General features: G+C 48.8%; 19 protein-coding genes. 17 read left to right on the forward strand and 2 right to left on the reverse strand.

The genetic code is table 11. The features are described 5' to 3' along the window. Positions 1–70 precede the first annotated feature (70 nt). The 15 genes from FNY66_RS05075 (at position 71) to FNY66_RS05145 (ending at position 17,145) form a co-directional block, all read left to right on the forward strand. Positions 71–298, forward strand: coding sequence for an aspartate dehydrogenase (locus FNY66_RS05075; protein ID WP_150310468.1), 228 nt, complete (start codon positions 71–73; stop codon positions 296–298). Positions 299–351: 53 nt separating this feature from the next. Beyond that, a complete protein-coding gene (locus FNY66_RS05080; RefSeq protein ID WP_150310469.1) occupies positions 352–3,096 on the forward strand; it encodes a DEAD/DEAH box helicase in 2,745 nt (914 codons plus the stop codon). Further along, positions 3,093–5,369, forward strand: coding sequence for an ATP-dependent helicase (locus FNY66_RS05085; RefSeq protein WP_150310470.1), 2,277 nt, complete (start codon positions 3,093–3,095; stop codon positions 5,367–5,369). Before FNY66_RS05080 ends, FNY66_RS05085 begins: the two co-directional genes overlap by 4 nt. Positions 5,370–5,555: 186 nt before the next feature. Then, positions 5,556–6,941, forward strand: a complete 1,386-nt coding sequence (locus FNY66_RS05090) for a TrkH family potassium uptake protein (RefSeq protein WP_164488312.1) — start codon at positions 5,556–5,558, stop codon at positions 6,939–6,941. A 32-nt stretch (positions 6,942–6,973) separates the two neighbouring features. Continuing rightward, entirely contained in the window at positions 6,974–7,636 is a 663-nt protein-coding gene (locus FNY66_RS05095; protein ID WP_087150645.1) for a potassium channel family protein, read from the forward strand. Continuing rightward, the gene (locus tag FNY66_RS05100) at positions 7,636–8,439 is read left to right on the forward strand and encodes a TrmH family RNA methyltransferase (RefSeq protein ID WP_150310471.1); all 804 of its coding nucleotides are present in this window, start codon (positions 7,636–7,638) and stop codon (positions 8,437–8,439) included. The genes FNY66_RS05095 and FNY66_RS05100 overlap by 1 nt, the downstream gene beginning before the upstream one ends. Positions 8,440–8,730: 291 nt before the next feature. Then, positions 8,731–9,726: an ornithine carbamoyltransferase gene (gene argF, locus FNY66_RS05105; RefSeq protein ID WP_150310498.1), complete on the forward strand. Its 996-nt coding sequence runs from the start codon at positions 8,731–8,733 to the stop codon at positions 9,724–9,726. 241 nt (positions 9,727–9,967) lie between these two features. Further along, positions 9,968–10,633, forward strand: a complete 666-nt coding sequence (sdaAB, locus tag FNY66_RS05110; protein WP_150310499.1) for an L-serine ammonia-lyase, iron-sulfur-dependent subunit beta — start codon at positions 9,968–9,970, stop codon at positions 10,631–10,633. Continuing rightward, positions 10,633–11,505, forward strand: coding sequence for an L-serine ammonia-lyase, iron-sulfur-dependent, subunit alpha (gene sdaAA / locus FNY66_RS05115; protein WP_150310472.1), 873 nt, complete (start codon positions 10,633–10,635; stop codon positions 11,503–11,505). The genes sdaAB and sdaAA overlap by 1 nt, the downstream gene beginning before the upstream one ends. Positions 11,506–11,600: 95 nt before the next feature. Next, entirely contained in the window at positions 11,601–12,701 is a 1,101-nt protein-coding gene (locus FNY66_RS05120; protein WP_150310473.1) for an ABC transporter substrate-binding protein, read from the forward strand. Positions 12,702–12,773: 72 nt separating this feature from the next. Then, positions 12,774–13,619 (forward strand): ABC transporter permease, encoded by an 846-nt coding sequence (locus FNY66_RS05125; protein WP_150310474.1) that lies wholly within the window; start codon positions 12,774–12,776, stop codon positions 13,617–13,619. Next, positions 13,619–14,425, forward strand: coding sequence for an ABC transporter permease (locus tag FNY66_RS05130; protein ID WP_150310475.1), 807 nt, complete (start codon positions 13,619–13,621; stop codon positions 14,423–14,425). The genes FNY66_RS05125 and FNY66_RS05130 overlap by 1 nt, the downstream gene beginning before the upstream one ends. Before the next feature lie 4 nt (positions 14,426–14,429). Continuing rightward, positions 14,430–15,434 carry an ABC transporter ATP-binding protein gene (locus FNY66_RS05135; RefSeq protein WP_150310476.1) on the forward strand — a complete coding sequence of 335 codons (1,005 nt, stop codon included), beginning with the start codon at positions 14,430–14,432 and terminating at the stop codon, positions 15,432–15,434. Positions 15,435–15,542: 108 nt separating this feature from the next. Next, complete coding sequence (locus tag FNY66_RS05140) at positions 15,543–16,541, forward strand: PHP domain-containing protein (RefSeq protein WP_150310477.1); 999 nt, start codon at positions 15,543–15,545, stop codon at positions 16,539–16,541. 61 nt (positions 16,542–16,602) lie between these two features. Then, entirely contained in the window at positions 16,603–17,145 is a 543-nt protein-coding gene (locus tag FNY66_RS05145; RefSeq protein WP_150310478.1) for a TetR/AcrR family transcriptional regulator C-terminal domain-containing protein, read from the forward strand. Positions 17,146–17,192: 47 nt separating this feature from the next. On the opposite strand, the gene FNY66_RS05150 is transcribed toward FNY66_RS05145, so the two are convergent. Both FNY66_RS05150 and FNY66_RS05155 read right to left on the reverse strand, forming a co-directional pair. Beyond that, complete coding sequence (locus FNY66_RS05150; protein ID WP_150310479.1) at positions 17,193–18,086, reverse strand: glycosyltransferase family 8 protein; 894 nt, start codon at positions 18,084–18,086, stop codon at positions 17,193–17,195. A 33-nt stretch (positions 18,087–18,119) separates the two neighbouring features. Further along, entirely contained in the window at positions 18,120–18,710 is a 591-nt protein-coding gene (locus tag FNY66_RS05155; protein ID WP_150310480.1) for an HdeD family acid-resistance protein, read from the reverse strand. Positions 18,711–18,980: 270 nt separating this feature from the next. On the opposite strand from FNY66_RS05155, the gene FNY66_RS05160 reads away from it, so the two are divergent. After that, a complete protein-coding gene (locus FNY66_RS05160; RefSeq protein WP_150310481.1) occupies positions 18,981–19,457 on the forward strand; it encodes a hypothetical protein in 477 nt (158 codons plus the stop codon). Further along, complete coding sequence (gene ftsH / locus FNY66_RS05165) at positions 19,445–21,268, forward strand: ATP-dependent zinc metalloprotease FtsH (RefSeq protein WP_150310482.1); 1,824 nt, start codon at positions 19,445–19,447, stop codon at positions 21,266–21,268. Before FNY66_RS05160 ends, ftsH begins: the two co-directional genes overlap by 13 nt. The last annotated feature ends 51 nt before the right edge of the window (positions 21,269–21,319 follow it).

Consider the following 21,319-nt stretch of genomic DNA (forward strand, 5'->3'; position numbering starts at 1 on the left):
GCAAAAGGGTTACGCGTTAAAAAGGATTCATATAAAGCAAAGATTTATCTTTAACAAAGGAGGTCTTATAATGTTTCCTGGGTTTTCAAAGAAGAAAAAAGCGGCATTAACAGCATACGACCCCTCCCTCAAACGCCCTGCCCTCCGCTGCAGCATCTGCACCGGTGAGCAGGTGGCAGGTTTTAAAAACCTTTCCGATGGGAAATTCGAGGAAGTCATGCTGATCCGGAATGAGTCGGACCTTCAGGCTTTCCGTGAGCAGTATGGGATTACGGAAAATATCGAAAAAATATACTGACTGCAGACAGGACAGATAATGCAGATAAGACATATGCAACAAAGGAGTTTACCATGAGGAATTATCAGGAACACAACGCAAAGGATATCCGGGATCTGACCATATATACGAAAACTATACCGGCGCACCCGGCGTCTTTTACAGACTTCCCGTCTGCACTCCATCCGGACATCCGTACATATCTGACCTCTCATAATATTCCCCGTCTGTACACGCATCAGGCGGAGATGTTTGAGAAAGCGCAGTCTGGTGAGAATGTAGTGATCACTACGTCAACAGCCAGCGGGAAGACGCTGAGTTTCCTGCTTCCGGTGCTGCAGGCAGTTCTGAAGGATCCTCTTATAAGAGCGATATTTGTATACCCGACGAAAGCGCTTGCGGCGGATCAGTACAGGGCGCTCCAGCCAATCCTTGAGTATTTTGGAGAGGGAAGGATTTCAGCGGGAGTTTATGACGGGGATACGATGCAGGCGGAGCGCAGCCGGATTCGAAAAAGTGCAAATATTATTCTGACCAACCCGGAGATGCTGAATGCGGCGTTCCTGCCGAACCACAGCAAGTACGGGTTTGATTTTATTTTTACGAATCTGAAATATGTGGTGATCGATGAGCTTCACAGCTACAGAGGGGCATTCGGTTCGCATCTGGCCAATATCTTCCGCAGGATGAAGCGGGTGTGCGGTTACTATCGGTCAAAGCCGCAGTTTCTGTGCAGTTCGGCTACCATTGCAAACCCGGTGGAGCTTGCCGGGCGGATCTGCGGGGAGCAGTTTCTGCTGATCAACAGGGACGGATCTGCAGCACCGGAGAAAGAGTACCGGATCATACAGCCGCCGGAGATTAAGGGGAGCAATGATAAAATTTACGGCAGGCGTTCCGCGTCAACAGTTGCGGCGGACCTGATTCCGGAACTGGTAGAAGAGGACCGGCATTTCATTGCATTTGGCAGAAGCCGGAGAAATGTTGAGGTTATTCTAAAGGAATCCCGGGACAAGCTGGATGCGGCGGGGTTTTTAAGCCATGGCGACAGCGGGAAGATTGCAGGATACCGCGGCGGATATACACCGCTGGAGAGGCGGGAAATCGAGCGGAAGATGACGGAAAGCGAGCTCTCGGGGCTTGTCTCTACGAATGCGCTGGAGCTGGGAATCGATATCGGAAGTCTGGATTCTACAGTGATCGTCGGTTATCCGGGGACGAGAGCATCTTTCTGGCAGCAGAGCGGACGTGCCGGAAGAGGCAGCGGAAGTAAAGAGGCGAAAAAATGCATCAACTATCTGATCCTGGAGAATCAGCCGTTTGACCAGTACATTGCCATTGATCCGGAGTGGCTGTTCTCACAGGAAAGCGAGAATGCGATCGTTGATCCGGACAATCTGCTGATCGAGCTGGCTCATATACGGGCGGCGGCAGCGGAGATGCCGCTGTCCCTGGATGATGCCGCACTGTTCCCGGATCTGGGCGAGGTGATACCTGTACTTATGTCCGCAGATGAGGTAAAAAGTCTTGCCGGACGGTTTGCATGGGCGGGACCTGCATTTCCGGCAGGGGACTACAGCCTGAGAAATATGGACAAGACCCGGTTTAAGCTGATCGTGAAAGATGACGTGGAGTTTGTGGACGGACGAAGGCAGGCAAAGGGTCCCGGCAGGGAAGTGACGGAGATGGATGAATCCCAGGCATATCATGAGCTGCATCCGGGTGCGGTGTACATGCATGAGGGCGTGCTGTATGAGGTGCTGAAGCTGGATCTGGTCAGCAGGACGGCTGAGGCGGTGCCGTTTGACGGAAACTATTATACCGTTCCGTCCGGGACGGAAGAGACACGCATCCTGCAGACATTTCAGGAAGAGGACATGGGAAGGACAAGGATCCATTTCGGCGATATCAATGTAAACGAAGTGATTTCCATGTACAAGAAGCTGCAGTTCCACAATCACCAGAATCTGGGGTATGTGGATCTGACGCAGCCTCTTCAGAAATCGTATGATACGGAGAGCACATGGATTGATATTCCGAAAAATGTAGTAGAAATCTATCGCAGTCTGCTTGTACCGAACCGTATGGGAGAACTGGTGCTGAATGACCATTTCGAGGGGCTGTGCTATGCGGTCAAAAATGCGGCGATGATGACGACTATGACAGAGCGGGACGATATCGATGCAGTGGTTTCAAACAATGCGGTCATACCGGATGGAAGGGAAGAACAGGTGGTTTCTCTTTATATCTATGACAAATATGAGGGCGGATTAGGATACTCTGAAAAGATCTATGAACTGGTGCCCCAGATTATTGACAATGCCATCCGTATGGTGGAGGGCTGTTCCTGCGAGAGCGGCTGTCCGGCTTGTGTGGGAGATTATAATCTGGACAAGAAGATGGTGCTGTGGGGACTTAAGAATCTGCTCAAAGAGAGTGAACCGCCGGAGTTTGAAGGAAAGCAGATCGAGGAGACTCATCCGTTTATTCAGAAAGGTTTTTCTTTCTATAGACTCCCGCTGGAGTGGGATGCATTTTGTGATAGCGTCGTGCAGAACGGGGAAATCGGAGGTGCCTTCCTGCGGACAGTGGAGCAGGTCGAAGTGAACGGACACCGGCTGATCCTGACAGTGGGAAGTTCATTTTATGAGGAGTGGCTTATGGATCCTGACAATATGCGGGTGCTGGAGAATACAGTCCGGTACCATGCAGTCTGCCCGTCGGATATGCGGATTGAGGTGCAGGTTCTGGAAAACCGGGAGAGAGCGGATAAGATAAAAGGTAAATTAAGGCGGAGATATGAGGACAGACTTTCATGAGTGAACAGACAAACGGACTTCAGCAGGCGGCTGGATCATTCCAGAAGGAAGGATTTCAGCATACAGAAGAATTTTGCAGGTTAAATGAGTATCAGAAGGCGGCGGTTTTAGACGAGAGTCCGGCATGTGTGGTGAACGCCAATGTGGGCAGCGGGAAGACGACAGTGCTCATCGGAAAGATCCTGTACCTGCATCTGGACAGGAACGTACCTCTTGAAAAGATGACTGTGCTGACTTTCACAAACAAGGCAGCGGATGAGATCGTGGAACGTCTGCGGAAGATAAAACCGGACATCGCGCCGGATCAGGTACAGGGCTTCGGGACATTCCACAGTGTCGCACTGAGGATGCTGAAAAACAGTCTCCCGGTAGAAGAAGCCGGATGGACGAAAGAATTTACAGTCATGGATCCGGATGAGGAGACGGATCTGGCAATGAAGATCATCCAGGAGCACGGGCTTAAGGTCAAGTATAAGAATCGTCTGAAAAAGCGGCTGGAGCAGGAGTATCAGAACTGGCTGGAAGGAAAGGCGGAGAGCCGCTACCGGGATGACATGTACCGGCTTTATCAGCTTCTGGAAGAGGAGAAGAAGCGGCAGAACAAGATGTCATTTGCCGATCTTCTGAGAGTGGGCGAGGAACTTCTGCGGATAAAGGCAGAGGACTCCGGTGTGGAGAGGCGAGATGAGAAAAGCGGCCCGGCATGGATCCTTGTGGATGAGGTCCAGGACAGCGATTTGATGCAGATTGAATTTCTGGATGCCCTGCGGGGCGGAAAGGCGAAGATTTTTGCCGTGGGAGATCCGAATCAGGTCATCTACAGCTGGCGAGGGACGGGAGATAATATGTTTTACCTGATCAAGCACCGCTTCGGGGCGAAGGAGCTGACTCTTCCGGTAAATTACCGGTCCAATGCATCGATCCTTGCAGCGGCAAACCGTTTCCTGCAGTTTGGAAACAGGATTCAGGGAACCAGGGAAGAGGGACAGAGGATCACGGTACGAAACCATTATGACCCGTTTCAGGAGGCAGAGTACCTTGCAGAGAAGATACAGACGCTTCACAGAAACGGAAAGAGCTACAGGGAGATCGCTGTATTTTACAGACTGCAGAGTCAGTCCGGAATCTTGGAAAAGGTATTTGACAGATATGGCATTCCTTATGAGCTGTCAGTGAAAAAGACATTGAAAGACATTCCGGTCCTGAACTGGCTGGTGAAAGTGCTGCGTGTGTCAGTCAACCCGGCTGACACGCAGATGGCAGCAGAAGTTCTCGCAGATCCGGGGTACGGTGAGGAGAGTATGTATCTCCGGATGACGGAATTCTCAGAGGAGACAGGAAAGCGGGAAAGTGTGTCAGCCGGGGAGCTTTTTGCTTACTTCGGACTGAGAGAAGCGCTTCATCCCTCATCAGCCGGATATCAGGAGGATGAGCGCCTTGTAATGGATTTTCTGGAGAAAATGTGCGCATCCTGTAATAAGGAGATGGAAAGTAGCCAGGGAAACCTCACTGCGGCAGTCCGCAAGTTTATCAACAGCTCCGCTCTTTACGGAATGAAAACAGATGCTGGCGAAAAAGCACCCGGAGATATCTCTGAATGTGAAGGTGCGGGATCAGAACCGGATGAGAAAGACCGGACGGCAGAGCCGGACAGGGTGAGTCTGATGACGCTCCATGCCTCCAAGGGTCTGGAATTTGATACAGTATTTATTATCGGAGTCAACCAGGGGATGATCCCGCTCAGGTGTAAGAACTTTGAGCAGGAGGAAGAGGAACGGCGTCTGTTCTTTGTGGGCATCACGCGGGCGGAGAATAATCTGGAACTTTCCTGGTATACAAATCCCGGTGAGCCGGGCGCTATAGGAGAACCGAGCCGGTATCTGCGCATGATCCCGGAACAGCTTCTGAACCGCGAGGACGCGGGAAAGCCGGAAAATGTAAGGAGCGGTGAAAACGCAGGTGGAGACGGAAGAAAGAGCGATCTTCATCAGCTGAGAAAACAGGTGCAGGAGCAGATCCGTCTGAAGAGCGAACATGCCCGGAGGCCGGGCAGCGCCGGTATGGCAGAAAGAGGAGCACATCTACAGGGGGAAACAGTAAAGAAAGAAAAAGAACAGAAAGAACCGGAAGTCATACGGGTAAGACACCGGAAATACGGCGAGGGCATCCTGATATCAGAGGACGATATGATGATAGAGGCTGAGTTCAGGGAATATGGCAGAAAGAAGTTCTTGAAGGCGTTCGGGGAAGTGGAAGTACTGGATGCAGTATGAGGGGAGTTACGCTGATGCTTTACAGTTAAGAAGTCGCAAAGAAATGTTCAGAACCGCATCCTGAAATTGAATCTTACATATGCCTGTGTTAATATAGCAGTGCACAGCGGACAGGAGAAATCCGCGTGAATGTTTGTAACAGTCCCTCCCTGCCGGACGGACTGCTGCATATATTAGGAGGATGTTATGGATAGACGGGAAAAAAGCCCCAGAAGAGTCAGACTGAATACAATGCAGATTGTAGCACTGGGCTTTTTTGGAGTGATTTTTTTGGGCGGCGTAATCCTGTGGCTGCCGATCTGTAATCAGAAGCCCATCGAATTTATCGATGCGCTGTTTACATCCGTGACATCGGTCTGTGTGACCGGACTTGTCACAGTTGTACCTGCAGAACAGTATACCTTGTTCGGGCAGGTGGTAGTGATGATCCTCATCCAGATCGGAGGTCTGGGAGTTATCGCCTGTATGGCACTGTTTTTCCTTCTTTTAGGAAAAAAGATATCAATGAAGGGCAGGATCCTGATCCAGGAGGCTTACGGACTGGACACGTTGTCGGGACTTGTGAAGTTTATTATACGCATTGTGAGAGGAACATTCATAGTAGAAGGGATCGGCGCAGTGCTTTTTTCATTTAAGTTTGTACCGGAGTTCGGCCTGGCGAAAGGAATCTGGTACGGCGTTTTCCACTCTATCTCAGGATTCTGTAATGCGGGAATCGATATTATCGGTGACAGCAGTTTTATGAGATATGTAGATTCACCGCTGGTGAGCCTGACAACGATGTTCCTGATCGTGATGGGAGGTCTCGGATTTCCGGTATGGCACGATATCTTTGTGACAGCGAAGAAAGGGGCAGGGGAGAAAGGCGCGAGGAGAAGAATCTTTACAAGGCTGGGACTCCAGAGTAAAATTGTACTTACGATGACCGTTTTCCTGATCATTTTCGGTACAGTGGGATATTTTCTGCTGGAGTTTAACAATCCGGAGACGATGAAAGACCTGAGTGTTCCGGAGAAGCTCCTGGCATCTGCGTTTCAGTCTGTGACGACCCGTACCGCGGGCTTTGCATCGGTCTCACAGTCGGGACTTACAGAGAGTTCCAGGCTGCTAGGATGTATTCTGATGTTTGTGGGAGGTTCACCGGCAGGTACGGCGGGCGGTATCAAGACGACAACCTTTGCCATGCTTATTTTGACAATTATTTCTGTACTGAGAGGACATAAGGACACAGAGTGCTTTGGAAGAAGAGTTGAGATGGACAGTGTCCGTTCGGCACTTACGATCACAGTGATCACATTTACCTGCTGGCTTGCGGCTGTGGCTGCAATGTCGATTTTTGATCCGCAGACGGAATTCCTGAATCTGATGTATGAGGCATCATCTGCGATCGGTACGGTGGGATTGTCGGCTGACCTGACGCCGCATCTGACACGTGCAAGCCATGTGGTGCTTATGCTTCTGATGTATATCGGAAGAATCGGACCGCTTACGATGGCGCTTGTATTCGCCGGAAAATCAAATAAGAGTGATAAATTCAGGGAACTGCCTGAGAAGAAGATCATGCTTGGTTAAGCATAAAATAATAAAAACAGGAGAGTAAGAAGATGAGTAAACAATTTGCTGTACTGGGACTGGGAAGCTTTGGATGGAGTGTGGCGCTGACCCTTGAGAAGATGGGTGCAGATGTTCTTGTTGTCGACGAATCTTTTGAGAAGATCCAGGAGATTTCCGAGCAGGTATCATATGCGCTGAAGGCAGATGTAGCAGACCCGGAGGCGTTGGAAGCGCTGGGAGGAAGGAATCTGGACGGAGCAGTGATCGCTGTCTCCGAGAACTTTGAAGCGAGCATCATGGCGACGATGCTCTGCAAAGAAATGGGAATTCCGATGGTTCTTGCAAAAGCAAAAGATAAGCTTCAGGGAACGATCCTTAAGAAAGTGGGGGCGGACTCAGTTGTATATCCGGAAATAGAGATGGGAAGCCGCGTGGCTAAGAATCTGGTCGCAAAAGAGTTTTCTGACTGGATCGAGCTGTCGGAAGACTACAGCATGGTTGAGGCTGTGGTCCCGGAACCATGGCAGGGAAAATGCCTTGCAGACCTGAAGGTGCGTGAACGTTTCGGGATCAACGTGGTTGGAATTATTATTAACAAGCAGGTGGATGTTACATTTGATCCGAATGAGCCGCTGCCGGCGAACGGCATCCTCATTATGATCGGTGCAAATGATATCCTGCAGAAATTCGACGCCGGGAAAGGAAAAAGATAATGATTACAAGTACCGCAAATGCCCAGGTAAAAGAGCTGGTAAAACTGATGAAGAAAAGCCGTGCGAGAGATGAGGCACGGCTGTTTCTGATCGAGGGTCCCCGTATGGCGGGGGAACTGGTATCTGACCCGGACTGGTGCACAAAAATTCAGAAGATCTATCTTTCGGAGAGCTATGCTGTAAAAAATGAGGGTGAGCGTGAATCACTCGAGAATACTGCAGCAGTGGAAATACTTTCGGATCCGGTATTCGCTCATGTATCCGGGACAAAGACTCCGCAGGGCATACTTGCTGTCGTGAAGAGAAGAACATATAATATGTCAGATATTCTCGGGGATGATCCGGGGCGCACTCATGTGCTTGTCCTTGATAATCTTCAGGATCCCGGCAATCTGGGAACGATCTTCCGTACTGCAGAGGCAGCGGGGGTGACAGGGATTATCCTGAGCCGTGATTGTGTGGATATTTATAATCCGAAAGTGGTACGCTCGACGATGGGAGCGGTGCTTCGTATGCCGTTCCTCTGCGTGGATGACCTGCCTGGGACGATCGGTGAACTGAAAGCGGCAGGAATCAAGGTTTATGCGGCTCATCTGAAAGGAAAGAGAGCATATGACCAGGAAGATTATAAAACAGGCTGCGCTTTCCTGATAGGAAATGAGGGAAACGGGCTGAGAGACGAAGTGGCGGAATGCGCGGATCATTTTGTTCTCATACCTATGCAGGGAAAGGCTGAATCGCTGAATGCAGCGGTGGCAGCATCCGTGCTGATGTTCGAGGTCAGCAGACAGCGGAGAAATTAAGTGGACATGCCTGCATGTCCGTTTGACGGCTGTTATGAGAGCTGTCGTACTAGGAATTAGTGCGGCAGCATTTTTTTATAAACTTTATTATATAATTCATGCAAAAAGGGCGGCTGTAAACTACATGAATGTAAAATTATGCATAAGTATTGCATTTTTATGCATATACATGTATAATAAATCATGTTTCATACAGATTACTGCATAGAGGCACAGCCGGGGCACATAGGAGAGTGTGGGGTGACTGTGGGTGCTATTGTTGCAAATTTACAGAACAGCGAGGGACGTATTATGAATTTAAAAGGACGTAATTTTCTTACATTAAAGGATTTCACACCGGAGGAGATCACTTATCTGATCGACCTTTCCGCAGAAGTAAAAGAGAAAAAGAAGAATGGTGTGCCTGTGGATAATTATAAAGGAAAGAATGTGGCGCTGATCTTCGAGAAAGACAGTACGAGGACGCGCTGTGCATTTGAGGTCGCAGCACATGATATGGGCATGGGCACTACATATCTCGGGCCGACAGGTTCCCAGATGGGAAAGAAAGAGAGCATTGAGGACACAGCGAGGGTGCTGGGCAGGATGTTCGATGGAATCGAATACAGGGGTTTCGGCCAGGAAATCGTGGAAGAACTGGCGAAATACGCAGGCGTGCCGGTGTGGAATGGTCTGACGAATGAGTATCATCCGACACAGATGCTCGCCGATATGCTGACCATCCGGGAGAATTTCGGCACATTAAAGGGTCTGAAACTTGTTTATATGGGTGACGCCCGCTACAACATGGGTAATTCCCTGATGGTAGCCTGCTCTAAGCTGGGGCTTGACTTTGTCGCATGCACGACAGAAGAGTATTTCCCGAATGCAGATCTGGTCGCACAGTGTCAGGAGTATGCAAAGGAATCCGGAGCCACGATCACGCTGACTTCCGATGTAAAAGAGGGGACGAAAGATGCCGACGTTATTTACACGGATGTGTGGGTATCTATGGGAGAGCCTGATGAAGTGTGGGAGAAGAGGATCAAGGAGCTCTCACCGTACAAAGTCACAAAGGAAGTTATGGCAAATGCGAAAGACAGTGCGATCTTCCTGCACTGCCTTCCGGCGTTCCATGATCTGAAGACAAAGATCGGCAAGGAGATGGGAGAGCGCTTTAATATAGAAGATATGGAAGTGACGGACGAAGTGTTTGAGTCAGAGCAGTCGAAAGTATTTGACGAGGCGGAGAACAGGATGCATACGATCAAGGCGGTCATGATGGCAACGCTGGGAGTACAGGAATAAGCAAATGGCCGGAAACTGCAGCGGGCAGTCTGTTTAATACAAAGAATTCGGATAAAATCCGGACAGGACGAGAGAAATCCTGTCCGGATTTTTACGCTTTTTTTACATGTATGTGATACAAACGGGAAAGGATATCTGTTAAACTATAATAGTTCAGCCGTCGCCAGGCATATCGATCTGTCAGTATGCAGGGAGCGGATAAATGATAATCAGAACAGACATAAAAGATGAGGGAAAGATTATGAACATATTTGATATCCTCGGACCAGTTATGGTAGGTCCGTCAAGCTCTCATACAGCGGGAGCAGTCAGAATAGGTTATACTGCAAGGACACTGCTGGGAGAGCGCCCGGTCAATGCTGAGATCGGACTGAGCGGTTCATTTGCAGCGACAGGAAGCGGGCACGGAACGGACCGTGCGCTTATAGCAGGACTTCTTGGCATGAAACCGGATGATATGCGCATACCGGACAGTTTTGAACTGGCGGATCAGGAAGGTCTTGCTTTCAGCTTTGAAAATATACGTCTCTCCGGTGCACATCCGAATACGGCGGTTCTCAGAGTGGAAGGAGAGACCGGAAGGACTACGAAAATCCAGGCATCATCGCTCGGAGGAGGCCGGATTATGATAGACAAGCTCGATGATACCGACGTACATTGTACGGGGGCATGTCCGACACTGATCATACGAAATCAGGACAGCCCGGGCATGGTATCGGAAGTGACCGGTATCCTGTCAGAGGAAAATGTAAATATCGCGACACTCCAGCTCTATCGGGACAAAAGGGGCGGACTTGCAGTGATGGTCATAGAGACAGACCAGCCGGTTTCGCAGGAAACTGTCTCTGTGCTGGAGCAGATGCAGGGAATTGAACGTATCACGTATATCAGCGGGGAGGAAGTGTAATGGCGTATTTATCTTTAGAGGAGATCGTACAGAGATGCGGCAATGAAGGAATTCCGTTCTGGAAAGCGGTACAGTACTCGGATATGGAAGACAGAGAAGCGACGGAACAGGAGTCTTTCCGTATGATGGAAAAGATGTGGCGTGCGATGAAGGAAGCGGGCGAGTCTTATGATAAAAATCAGAGATCCCGCAGCGGACTTGTGGGCGGCATGGGCGGCCAGATGCGGGAATATCTGGAGAAGGGAAATTCTCTGAGCGGAAGCTTTATATCTGAGGTGATAGCCCAGGCGCTGGAGATGGGAGAGGCCAATGCCTGTATGCACAGGATCGTTGCGGCGCCGACAGCGGGGGCGTGCGGCGTCCTCCCGGCGGTGCTTCTTCCTATATATAAGCGGCAGATGGCATCAGATACTGAAATAACGGAAGCAATGTATACAGCCGCAGGTATCGGGCAGGTCATAGCATCCCGTGCATTTATCGCAGGTGCGGCGGGAGGATGTCAGGCAGAGATTGGCTCGGCTTCAGCTATGGCGGCGGGTGCTCTTGTATGTCTCAGAGGAGGCGGCCCGGAACAGATCACTCATGCGGCAGCCATGGCGCTTAAGAATCTGCTCGGTCTGGTATGCGATCCGGTAGCGGGCCTGGTTGAAGTGCCCTGTGTCAAGCGGAATGTTATCGGAGCAGTGAATGCTGTCTCGAGCGCGGATATGGCGCTTGCCGGTATTACGAGCAGAATCCCGCCGGATCAGGTGATTGACGCGATGAAAGAAGTCGGAGAGAGTATGCATATTTCTCTGAAAGAGACAGGAGAAGGCGGCGTGGCAAATACGCCGGAGGCGAGAAAGATAAAACTTAACATGAACTTACAATAAATTAACAGTCTTCTGGTGAGCATTTTACATCTCTTTCATATAATGTATCCCGGTAATTCGAAAGACAAAGAAGTGAAAGTAAAGGGAGAACAGGAATGAAACGAAAGATAATAAGTGCGATACTGCTTGTCTGTATGACAGCAACAATTGCTGCAGGGTGCGGTTCAGACGAGCCGGTTGAAACAGTGGATCTCAACAGCATGACTCTGGAAGAAATCGAAGCTCAGGCAAAGGAAGAGGGCGAGCTTGCATCTGCGGCAATGCCTGACACTTGGGCAAACTGGGGTGAGACATGGCAGGAGTACACAGATACGTATGGTATTGAGCATGTTGATACGGACATGTCATCTGCTGAAGAAATTTCTCTGTTTGAGACAGAGGGGACAGATGCCACAAAAGACATCGGAGATGTGGGACAGGCATTCGGACCGGTAGCGGAAGAGCAGGATGTAACGCTCCCGTATAAGACAAGCTACTGGGATTCTATTCCGGACTGGGCAAAAGATGACGACGGAGACTGGATCATCGGTTATTACGGGACAATGTCAGTTATCGTCAACAACAAGATTGTAAAAGATACACCAACTTCTTTTGAAGACATTTTAAACGGCGACTATATGGTGGCAGTTGGAGACGTGCAGGCTGCAACACAGGCACAGTATGCAGTGCTTGCGGCAGCAATCGCTTATGGCGGAGATGAGAGCAACATCCAGCCGGGTCTTGATTATTTCAGACAGATTGCAGAGCAGGGAAGACTTGACCTTGGAGAATTTACTCAGGCACGTATTGAGAAAGGTGAAGTCGGAGTGGCATTCCTCTGGGATTTCAACGCCCTCGGTTACAGAGAGCAGTTCGTAGAGAACAATCCGGATGCTGACTTCAGTGTCTTTATCCCGTCCGAGGCTTCTATCCAGACAGGATATGCTACGATCATCAATAAGTATTCAAAACATCCGTGTGCTGCTGCTCTTGCAAGAGAGTACATCTTAAGCGATGAAGGACAGATTAACCTTGCAAAAGGCTACGCAACACCGATCCGCGAAGATGTGGAACTTCCGGAAGACGTGGCTTCTAAGCTCCTGGATGACAGCCAGTACGCAAATGCAAGAATGGTAGAAGATCAGGAAGCATGGGATGAAACTGCACAGACAATCGGAACACTGTGGCAGGAAGAGGTTGTAGCTTACGCTCAATAAGAAAGAGTTGACGGATGACCGGACTGCTGCACAGGATGCGGCAGTCCGTTTCAATGTAAAGGTGAGGTTGACATGAAAACACAAAAGAAAACATACTTATTTGCGCTGGCGCCGTTTTTACTGCTCTGTCTTCTCTTTGAGATCATACCGGTGATTTATACGGTTGTCAGAAGCTTCTTCCCGGAAGGGGGAGAGATCGGTTTTACTCTCGATAACTATATCAACATATTTACCGGAAAGCTGTATCAGCAGGCCATCATCAACAGTCTGCTCATCTCGGTCCTTTCCTCGGTCATCGGTCTGATCGTGGCATTTATCGGCGCGAAAGCCGTACACGAGGAAAAAGGAAAACTGAAACAGGTGTTTATGAGCATCCTGAACATGGTATCGAATTTCTCAGGCGTACCGCTGGCATTTGCGTATATCATTATGTTCGGAAATATCGGTGTCATGACAATGATCGGTGCAAACTACGGAATCGAATTTCTGGCGGAGTTCCCGCTGTACTCGGTATGGGGACTGCTCCTGATCTATGTATATTTCCAGATACCGCTGTCAACGCTGCTCCTGATTCCTGCATTTGATTCGATCAGGAAAGAGTGGAAAGAGGCGGTTGCGCTTCTGGGAGGCAGCCGGATGACATTCTGGAGAAAGGTCGGTATTCCTGTGCTGATGCCGAGTATCCTTGGTACATTTTCCGTTCTGTTTGCAAATGCACTGGCGGCATATGCATCTGCATATGCGCTGCTCATGAACAATGTATCTCTGCTCCCGATCCGTCTGTCGGAGCAGTTTGTCGGAGATATCATCCAGAGACCGGAGTTCGGAAGCGCGATTGCGGTTGTTATGATGGTATTCATGGTACTTGCCATCTTTGTGCAGAATAAGATGACTCCGAAGAAAGGAGGAAGACGCTGATGAACGCTGAAAAGAAAAAACGCAATGTAGGATCAAAGATTGCGATTGTCGTAATCATAGCATATCTGCTTCTTCCGCTTATCATGACGCTGATCTATTCCCTTTTCCAGGAGTGGATCGACGTAATGCCGACAGGTTTCACGCTGGGAGCCTATGCGGAGCTGTTTACGGATCCGCTGTTCTGGCAGTCAGTCGGACGTACGGTCATTATATCTATTGTTCCGATCGTGCTTTGTACGGTGTTTGTACTTCTGGCAATGTATGTAGTTGTTGTCTATCATCCGGAGTGGGATAAGATGATCCAGATCCTGTGTACGATTCCGTATGCGATCCAGGGCGTTATCCTGCCGATCTGTGTGCTGTCGCTTTACAGCAGCGCGCCGGAACCATTCGGAGACAGAAAGTTCATGCTCGTAGCAACTTACATGGTCGTTATTCTTCCTTATGTATATCAGGGAATCAGGAATAACTTAAACGGTGTGGGAGCGCCGAGGCTCATCGAGGCGGCGCAGATGCTCGGAGCAAGCAAGTTCTACGCGTTCTTCCGCGTAGTTATTCCGAATATTATGGGTGGTGTCACGATCTCAGTTATGCTTGCCATGGCTATTGTGTTCGGTGATTTCGTTATCATCAATACACTGGCAGGCGGACATTTTATGACAGCGCAGATGTACCTGTATGATGTAATGAAGAAATCCGGACAGAGGACCTGTGCAGTGATCGTTATACTTTTCCTCGTAACTCTGATCATTTCGGCTTGTGCATTTTTCCTGCAGTCGAGAGGCAAAGACAGAAAGGACAGATAAGAAAATGGCTTATATAGAATTTAAAAATATAGATAAATATTATGGAGATAACCATGTATTAAAAGGAATCAATCTGGAGATAAAAAAGGGCGATTTTGTTACGCTGCTCGGTCCCTCCGGATGCGGAAAGAGTACACTGCTCAGATGCCTTGCCGGACTTGAGCAGATTTCTGGCGGGCAGATTTTCCTGGACGGCGAAGACATTACATATAAGGATCCGAAGGATCGCAATATCGGGATGGTATTCCAGCAGTACAGCCTTTTCCCGAATATGACAGTAGAAGAGAACCTTTCTTTCGGACTGAAACTGCAGAAGCTTGCTTCAGACGAGATTAACAGACGTGTGAGAGACGCCATTGATATGGTAGAACTCAAAGGCAAAGAAAAAGAATACCCGGGCAATCTTTCAGGAGGACAGCAGCAGAGAGTGGCTCTTGCCAGAGGAATAGTGATGCAGCCGAAAGTGCTCCTTCTCGACGAACCCCTGAGCGCGATCGACGCAAAGCTGAGAAAATCCCTGCAGGCAAGCATCCGCAGGATCCATAAGGATCTCGGACTGACATCTGTGTTCGTAACACATGACCAGGACGAGGCGATGGTAATGTCTGATGTGATCCATCTGTTCCATGACGGTGTTATTGAGCAGTCAGGAAGTCCGGTGGAAGTCTATACGAAACCGGAGACAAGCTTTGCGGCAGGATTTATCGGAAACTATAATATCCTGGATTCAAATGCCATGGAAGCTATCACAGGAAAGAAGTGGAACAGCGGTCAGTTCGCGATCCGTCCGGAGACTTTCCTGTTGTCCAAGGATGCAATCACAACAGAAGATTACCGCATGAATGGAACGATCATTGACTATGTGCCTAGAGGAAATGTTCTCAGATACCATATCGACATCAACGGTGTGGAAGTATACGCTGATGTGTTGTTCAGGAGCATGTCGATGTATAATGTAGGAGAAAAAATTAATGTAGGAGTAGCCGATCACAACTGCGTACGTCTGTAAAATAGATTGGGGACAGGGCAAAACCTGATTGGGGACACACTGAAACTTGATTGGGGACGTAGTAAAACCGGGTTTTACTACGTCCCCAATCAGTAAGGAGGAGAAAATTTGGAAAAGATTACAATCCGGGGATTCTCGGAAAAAGGAAACTGGTACAAGGGAAATCTTCACAGTCATACGGTTAATTCTGACGGGATGCTCACTCCGGAGCAGTCCGTAAAGCTTTTTAAAGAGCACGGATTTCATTTTCTGTGTTTTTCAGAGCATGATAAATATACGGATTACAGAGCGCAATTTGATTGTGAGGACTTTATTATCCTCCCGGGGCTCGAGGCTTCGGCCGTTCTCTATTATGACGACGGTTCCGGCAGGAGAAAGAAAGTGCATCATATCCACGGCATCCTCGGTACAGAGGAGATGCAGAAGAATGCAGCGCTTCCGCTGTATCAGCACAACGATATTCATCCCGTGCATAAATATTACGGGGAGTGGGATGGTGCGGCTGCCGCACAGAAACTTGCTGATGAGATGATACAGCATGGAATGATCGCAACATACAATCATCCGATCTGGTCCCGGGTACGGGAGTCGGAGTTTATCAATACTGAAGGAATCTGGGCCCTTGAGATTTTTAATTACAACACAGTGAATGAGAGCTATACCGGATATGATGAGACTTATTTTGACGTGATGCTCAGGGAAGGAAAGAAAATCTTTGCCTTTGCCTCGGATGACAATCATAACGAGGGGCTTTTCGACGATGCGTGTGGAGGGTATATCGTTGTTAAAGCAGATAAACTGACCCATGAAGACATCGTACAGAACATGCTGGCTGGAAATTATTATTCATCGTCGGGACCGGAGATATATGACTGGGGAATCAGGGACGGTGTGGCGTATGTGGACTGCAGCCCGGTTTACAGAATAGATTTTATCGCAGGAAATGACGTGAATGACGGTATTACCAGAATGTGCCGTTCGTATGACGAGACTATTGCATATGGCGAATATGAACTGAAAGGTCATGAGACTTATGTCCGCGTAAGATGCACGGATAAATATGGAAGGACTGCGTGGAGTAATCCGGTCTGGACGGGGAAGATATAATTTTTCACTTGTTTCTTGGGAAAAGGTGTAATAAAATAGCATCACAGGAGAGGTGTTGACTATGAGAGAAGACATGAAAGCAGTGATTGCAGATACCTTTACTGAGATGTTGGACAAGGAAGATATAGACAAGATCACAGTGACAAAACTGATCGGGGAATGTCACATTTCCCGTCAGACATTTTACTATCATTTTAAAGACATTATGGACGTTCTCGACTGGGCATTCAGACGCGCAACGGAAGAGCTTGTAAAGAGGAGCCTGGAAGCAGAAGATAATATTGTGGCGCTGAAAGAGTTCGCTTCTTTCATCAGGCAGAACAGGACAAAGCTGGAGAGGCTGCTCTATTCGCGGCGGTGGGTAGAGATCGAGAACATGCTGACAGAATCTGCCGCTGCATATCTGGCAGAGATAGCGCGAAATAAAGCGCCTGATATAAGTCTCACCTATGATGATATGGAAATAATGCTGAAATTCTACGCCTGTGGTATGGTCGGAGTCCTTATGCATTATATGGGGAAACCACATCTGGACGAAGAAAAGCTGATCATACAGATGGAGAAGATCATTACGGGAAAGATGTTCCCGGGAAAAAATAATTGAATATCGAATCAGACAGGAGCGGGTATTTCAATCCGCTCCTGTCTGATTTATACGTACCCTTTATTTATCTTTCCGGTCAGATGTTCATAATGCTTGTATAATATCCCGAATCTGTGGATATATCCTTTCTGCCACGGCTTTGCCTTCCCGCAGAAGTGCAGGATCGCAGTGTTGGACATGACCCAGTCCATATCACACTCTCCCATGCTCCTCAACAGATAATTGTTGTAATTTCGGGCATCATAATTCCATAATGAATCATCAATCTCCAGAGTGCGTTTCCCATACATGGCGTTTAATATATCCTGATCAGGAAGGAGAAGTTCTTTTGCATGTTCCCTGGTATAATCAAATATTTCATCTGCAATGATCTCCTGCCGGCCCAGGGCGAGATCCATCAACAGAACTCCTGAATTAAAATATGGATGATCTGTTCTGAGGCGGATCTGGTTGATATTATTCGCCAGTTCTGTCTTGCCAGTGTGGGCGGCTGCAGCGAAGAGATTCCCTTTCATGTCTGTCTCCCAGAGCGGACGCAGAGGATTGATGACGAGGATATCCGGGTCGAGATACAGGATGCGGTGCAGATCCCCGGGCAGGAAAAACGGCGCCAGAAGCCGGTAATACATCTCCCTTGGATACTGGCGGCTCACCGGGGCTCCGGCAAAAGCAGAGCCGTCGATCAGTACAGGATGGAAGCCGTACCCGAAGTGTCTGCACTGGCGAGCGACAGGATCTAAAGTCCCCATTGGGATACCGCTGTGCATCAGCCAGATATCCATCTCTTCATCGGGCTGATTGATGCGGATGGATGTGAGCAGTACCTGCAGACGGGGCAGATAATTCTCATTCATGGTCGTGAGGATCTGGATACGGTCCGGTGTGCTGTTATGACGGTTTATATCCTCCGCCGCGGGGGCGGAGCTGTTTGTCTGGTTCATAAAAGGGGTTCTCCTTTGGTTATATTTTATTTTTTACATACTGATCTTATGCATACCTGCAGCTTCGATCAGGAGGGCCGCACCCATGATGATCAGGTATGCAGCGAGGATATAGTTCAGAGCAAACGCCGAGACAAATGGAAGCAGCAGGAATACCACTGCGAGGACAATATTGAGGACACCGCTGAAAGTCAGGCTGCCCGTATGGGGGATGCGGAAGTATCTGAGCCGTGAGGCGAGAGAAAGCTTTTCCACCCCGCCGAAGATCAACATAAAGGACAGCATGAAAGTAATCACCTGTACCGTCAGCGTGACCGGCATGAAGAACAGCATAATGCCGATCAGTACATTTAGTATTCCGGACAGGAGCAGTATATAATCCCGGAAATAATAAGTCATGGAAGCAAACGCGATAAAGTGCCCTATGCCGATCGCGATCACTGCGGCTGCCGCTAAATACTGTATTACTGAAAATATTCTGATCGGAAATACTGCGGTCAGGATTCCGGCGATGAGAAGGATGGCTGCTATGATAAAATAAGCGGTGCGTATTTTCTTCCTTCTGTCGTTCCATCTGTCTATGAGTTCCTGTACATAGTCAAAATCTGAATCAAACCATCTCATAAGTCATATCTCCTTTCTGTGTCATCGTCTGTAACTTCAATATAGCCGGCGGACTGCCTGAGCGCTACTTATAATTTTTGTTTCCTGTCTTTACAAAATTGGAGAACTGTCAATTTTTCTTACAAAATTACAGATTTGTAAATACAGATTTCAAAAATTGAGAGTCGCATTCAATCTCCGGATTTGCTATATAAAAGATATGGCGGCAGTGTGAAATGAGCAATACTGGCGCCAGGGGTTGCGAAATACCGGAAAGGAGGATGCCTTTGTATGGATATTGATAAAAGCGTATTTGCCTATAAATTATATGAAATGGAAGAGCAGTACGGCAAGCTCCAGTGCAGGATACGGATCTGCGAGCAGGGAGACAGACAGAAGATCCATTCAGAGCTCGAGAAAGCGGAAGATGAATATAAGGAAAATACTCTGTTTCTGGAAAAGAAGGCGAGGGCATGCCGCTCCCCGGCTGTGACAAGACTGACGCAGGCGCAGATCGATTACAGACGGAAGATCGGGGATACGATGAAAAAGCAGGTGATAAAGGATCTTCATTCAGAGGAAAGTACCCCGGAACAGGATGAAAGAGAAGCGGATATGCTGTATGCGGAATTTGCCATGGATTTTGCCACGCTTGCCATGCAGCAGGCACTGATCTCCGCATTGACCGCCCTTGACAGGCAGGAGTCAGCGGAGGATACAGAAGATTCAGAAGAAAAAGATAAGGAGGACACAGGATGCAAGAAGTAAAGAAGCCGAGAAAACCATTGATCTATTATTATGTGATCGTGCTGCTGATCCTGCTTCTGTTTAATTTCCTGTTCATGCCATGGGCGGCGGAACGTCGGATCAAGGAAGTCGGTTATGAGACATTTATGGACATGACAGCAGAAGAGAATATCGGACAGGTGCAGATCAATCAGTCAGATAATGAAATTATATTTACAGATAAAGATGAAACAACAATATACAAGACCGGGATGGTAGATGATCCGGACCTGACACAGAGACTGTATGATTCGGGAGCACAGTTTTCCGGGCAGATCATCGAGCAGACGTCGCCGATCCTCACATTTCTCCTGACTTGGATACTCCCGATCGCGATCTTTATTGGAATCGGGCAGTACATGTCGAGAAAACTGATGAACCGTGCGAGCGGCGGTCCGGACTCCATGATATTCGGAATGGGAAAGAGCAATGCAAAAGTATATGTAAAATCTTCGGAAGGCATTCGCTTCTCCGATGTTGCCGGCGAGGATGAGGCGAAAGAAAACTTATCAGAGATCGTGGATTATCTCCACAATCCGGCAAAATACCGTGAGATCGGAGCATCTATGCCGAAGGGCATCCTGCTTGTAGGACCTCCCGGAACCGGTAAGACGATGCTGGCAAAAGCTGTTGCGGGTGAGTCAAATGTACCGTTCTTCTCCATGTCGGGTTCCGAGTTCGTCGAGATGTTCGTCGGAATGGGCGCATCGAAGGTAAGAGACCTGTTCAGGCAGGCGAAAGAAAAAGCGCCGTGTATCGTATTTATCGATGAGATTGATGCCATCGGACAGAAACGTGACGGCCGCGTGGGCGGCAATGACGAGAGAGAGCAGACACTGAACCAGCTCCTGACGGAGATGGACGGATTCGAGTCGAACAACGGCGTCATCATCCTGGCGGCGACAAACCGTCCGGAGTCTCTTGATCCTGCCCTGACAAGACCGGGAAGATTCGACCGGAGAGTGCCGGTAGAACTGCCGGATCTCAAAGGCCGTGAGGAGATCCTGAAAGTCCATGCCAGGAAAGTCAAACTCGATGAGAGCGTGGACTTTGCATCTATCGCGCGAATGGCATCCGGAGCTTCAGGTGCAGAGCTTGCCAATATTGTCAATGAGGCAGCGCTCCGTGCGGTAAGGGAAAACCGCAGTTATGTCACACAGGCGGATCTTGAGGAGAGTATAGAAGTCGTTATCGCGGGATATCAGAAGAAGAATGCCATCCTTACCGATCAGGAGAAAAAAGTTGTTGCCTACCATGAGATCGGCCATGCGCTTGTGGCGGCAAAGCAGACCAGTTCCGCCCCGGTGCAGAAGATCACGATCGTGCCGCGTACTTCCGGAGCACTCGGTTACACGATGCAGGTGGAGGACGGCAACCATTATCTGATGAGCCAGGAGGAGCTGGAGAACAAGATCGCCACACTCACCGGCGGAAGAGCAGCGGAGGAACTTATCTTCCACTCCTCATCCACAGGAGCTTCTAATGATATTGAGCAGGCGACAAAACTGGCCCGTGCCATGATCACCAGATACGGCATGAGCAAAGACTTCGATATGGTGGCAATGGAGACCGTGACGAACCAGTATCTGGGCGGAGATACATCGCTGAGCTGCTCGGCGGAAACACAGGCGGAGATCGACCGTCAGGTGGTAGAACTGGTGAAAAAGCAGCATGAGAAAGCTGCGAAGATCCTTGCGGACAACAGGGAAAAACTGGATCAGCTGGCGGATTATCTCTATGACAGAGAGACGATTACCGGTGAGGAATTTATGAACATACTTAACGCCGCATAACGGTGATAAATCATAAAAACAGCAAATACATTTTACAGAAGACGAACAGAA

The organism is Mediterraneibacter catenae (assembly GCF_008691045.1).
Lineage (GTDB): Bacteria > Bacillota > Clostridia > Lachnospirales > Lachnospiraceae > Mediterraneibacter > Mediterraneibacter ornithocaccae.

Bases quoted from the DNA above. Each gene is read 5' to 3' on its own strand.
- FNY66_RS05080 (WP_150310469.1), top strand. From the start codon at position 352: ATGAGGAATTATCAGGAACACAACGCAAAGGATATCCGGGATCTGACC.
- FNY66_RS05085 (WP_150310470.1), top strand. From the start codon at position 3,093: ATGAGTGAACAGACAAACGGACTTCAGCAGGCGGCTGGATCATTCCAG.
- FNY66_RS05075 (WP_150310468.1), top strand. From the start codon at position 71: ATGTTTCCTGGGTTTTCAAAGAAGAAAAAAGCGGCATTAACAGCATAC.
- FNY66_RS05150 (WP_150310479.1), bottom strand. From the start codon at position 18,086: ATGAACCAGACAAACAGCTCCGCCCCCGCGGCGGAGGATATAAACCGT.
- FNY66_RS05100 (WP_150310471.1), top strand. From the start codon at position 7,636: ATGATTACAAGTACCGCAAATGCCCAGGTAAAAGAGCTGGTAAAACTG.
- argF (WP_150310498.1), top strand. From the start codon at position 8,731: ATGAATTTAAAAGGACGTAATTTTCTTACATTAAAGGATTTCACACCG.
- FNY66_RS05130 (WP_150310475.1), top strand. From the start codon at position 13,619: ATGAACGCTGAAAAGAAAAAACGCAATGTAGGATCAAAGATTGCGATT.
- sdaAB (WP_150310499.1), top strand. From the start codon at position 9,968: ATGAACATATTTGATATCCTCGGACCAGTTATGGTAGGTCCGTCAAGC.
- FNY66_RS05125 (WP_150310474.1), top strand. From the start codon at position 12,774: ATGAAAACACAAAAGAAAACATACTTATTTGCGCTGGCGCCGTTTTTA.
- sdaAA (WP_150310472.1), top strand. From the start codon at position 10,633: ATGGCGTATTTATCTTTAGAGGAGATCGTACAGAGATGCGGCAATGAA.
- FNY66_RS05095 (WP_087150645.1), top strand. From the start codon at position 6,974: ATGAGTAAACAATTTGCTGTACTGGGACTGGGAAGCTTTGGATGGAGT.
- FNY66_RS05145 (WP_150310478.1), top strand. From the start codon at position 16,603: ATGAGAGAAGACATGAAAGCAGTGATTGCAGATACCTTTACTGAGATG.
- FNY66_RS05090 (WP_164488312.1), top strand. From the start codon at position 5,556: ATGGATAGACGGGAAAAAAGCCCCAGAAGAGTCAGACTGAATACAATG.
- FNY66_RS05155 (WP_150310480.1), bottom strand. From the start codon at position 18,710: ATGAGATGGTTTGATTCAGATTTTGACTATGTACAGGAACTCATAGAC.
- ftsH (WP_150310482.1), top strand. From the start codon at position 19,445: ATGCAAGAAGTAAAGAAGCCGAGAAAACCATTGATCTATTATTATGTG.
- FNY66_RS05160 (WP_150310481.1), top strand. From the start codon at position 18,981: ATGGATATTGATAAAAGCGTATTTGCCTATAAATTATATGAAATGGAA.
- FNY66_RS05120 (WP_150310473.1), top strand. From the start codon at position 11,601: ATGAAACGAAAGATAATAAGTGCGATACTGCTTGTCTGTATGACAGCA.
- FNY66_RS05135 (WP_150310476.1), top strand. From the start codon at position 14,430: ATGGCTTATATAGAATTTAAAAATATAGATAAATATTATGGAGATAAC.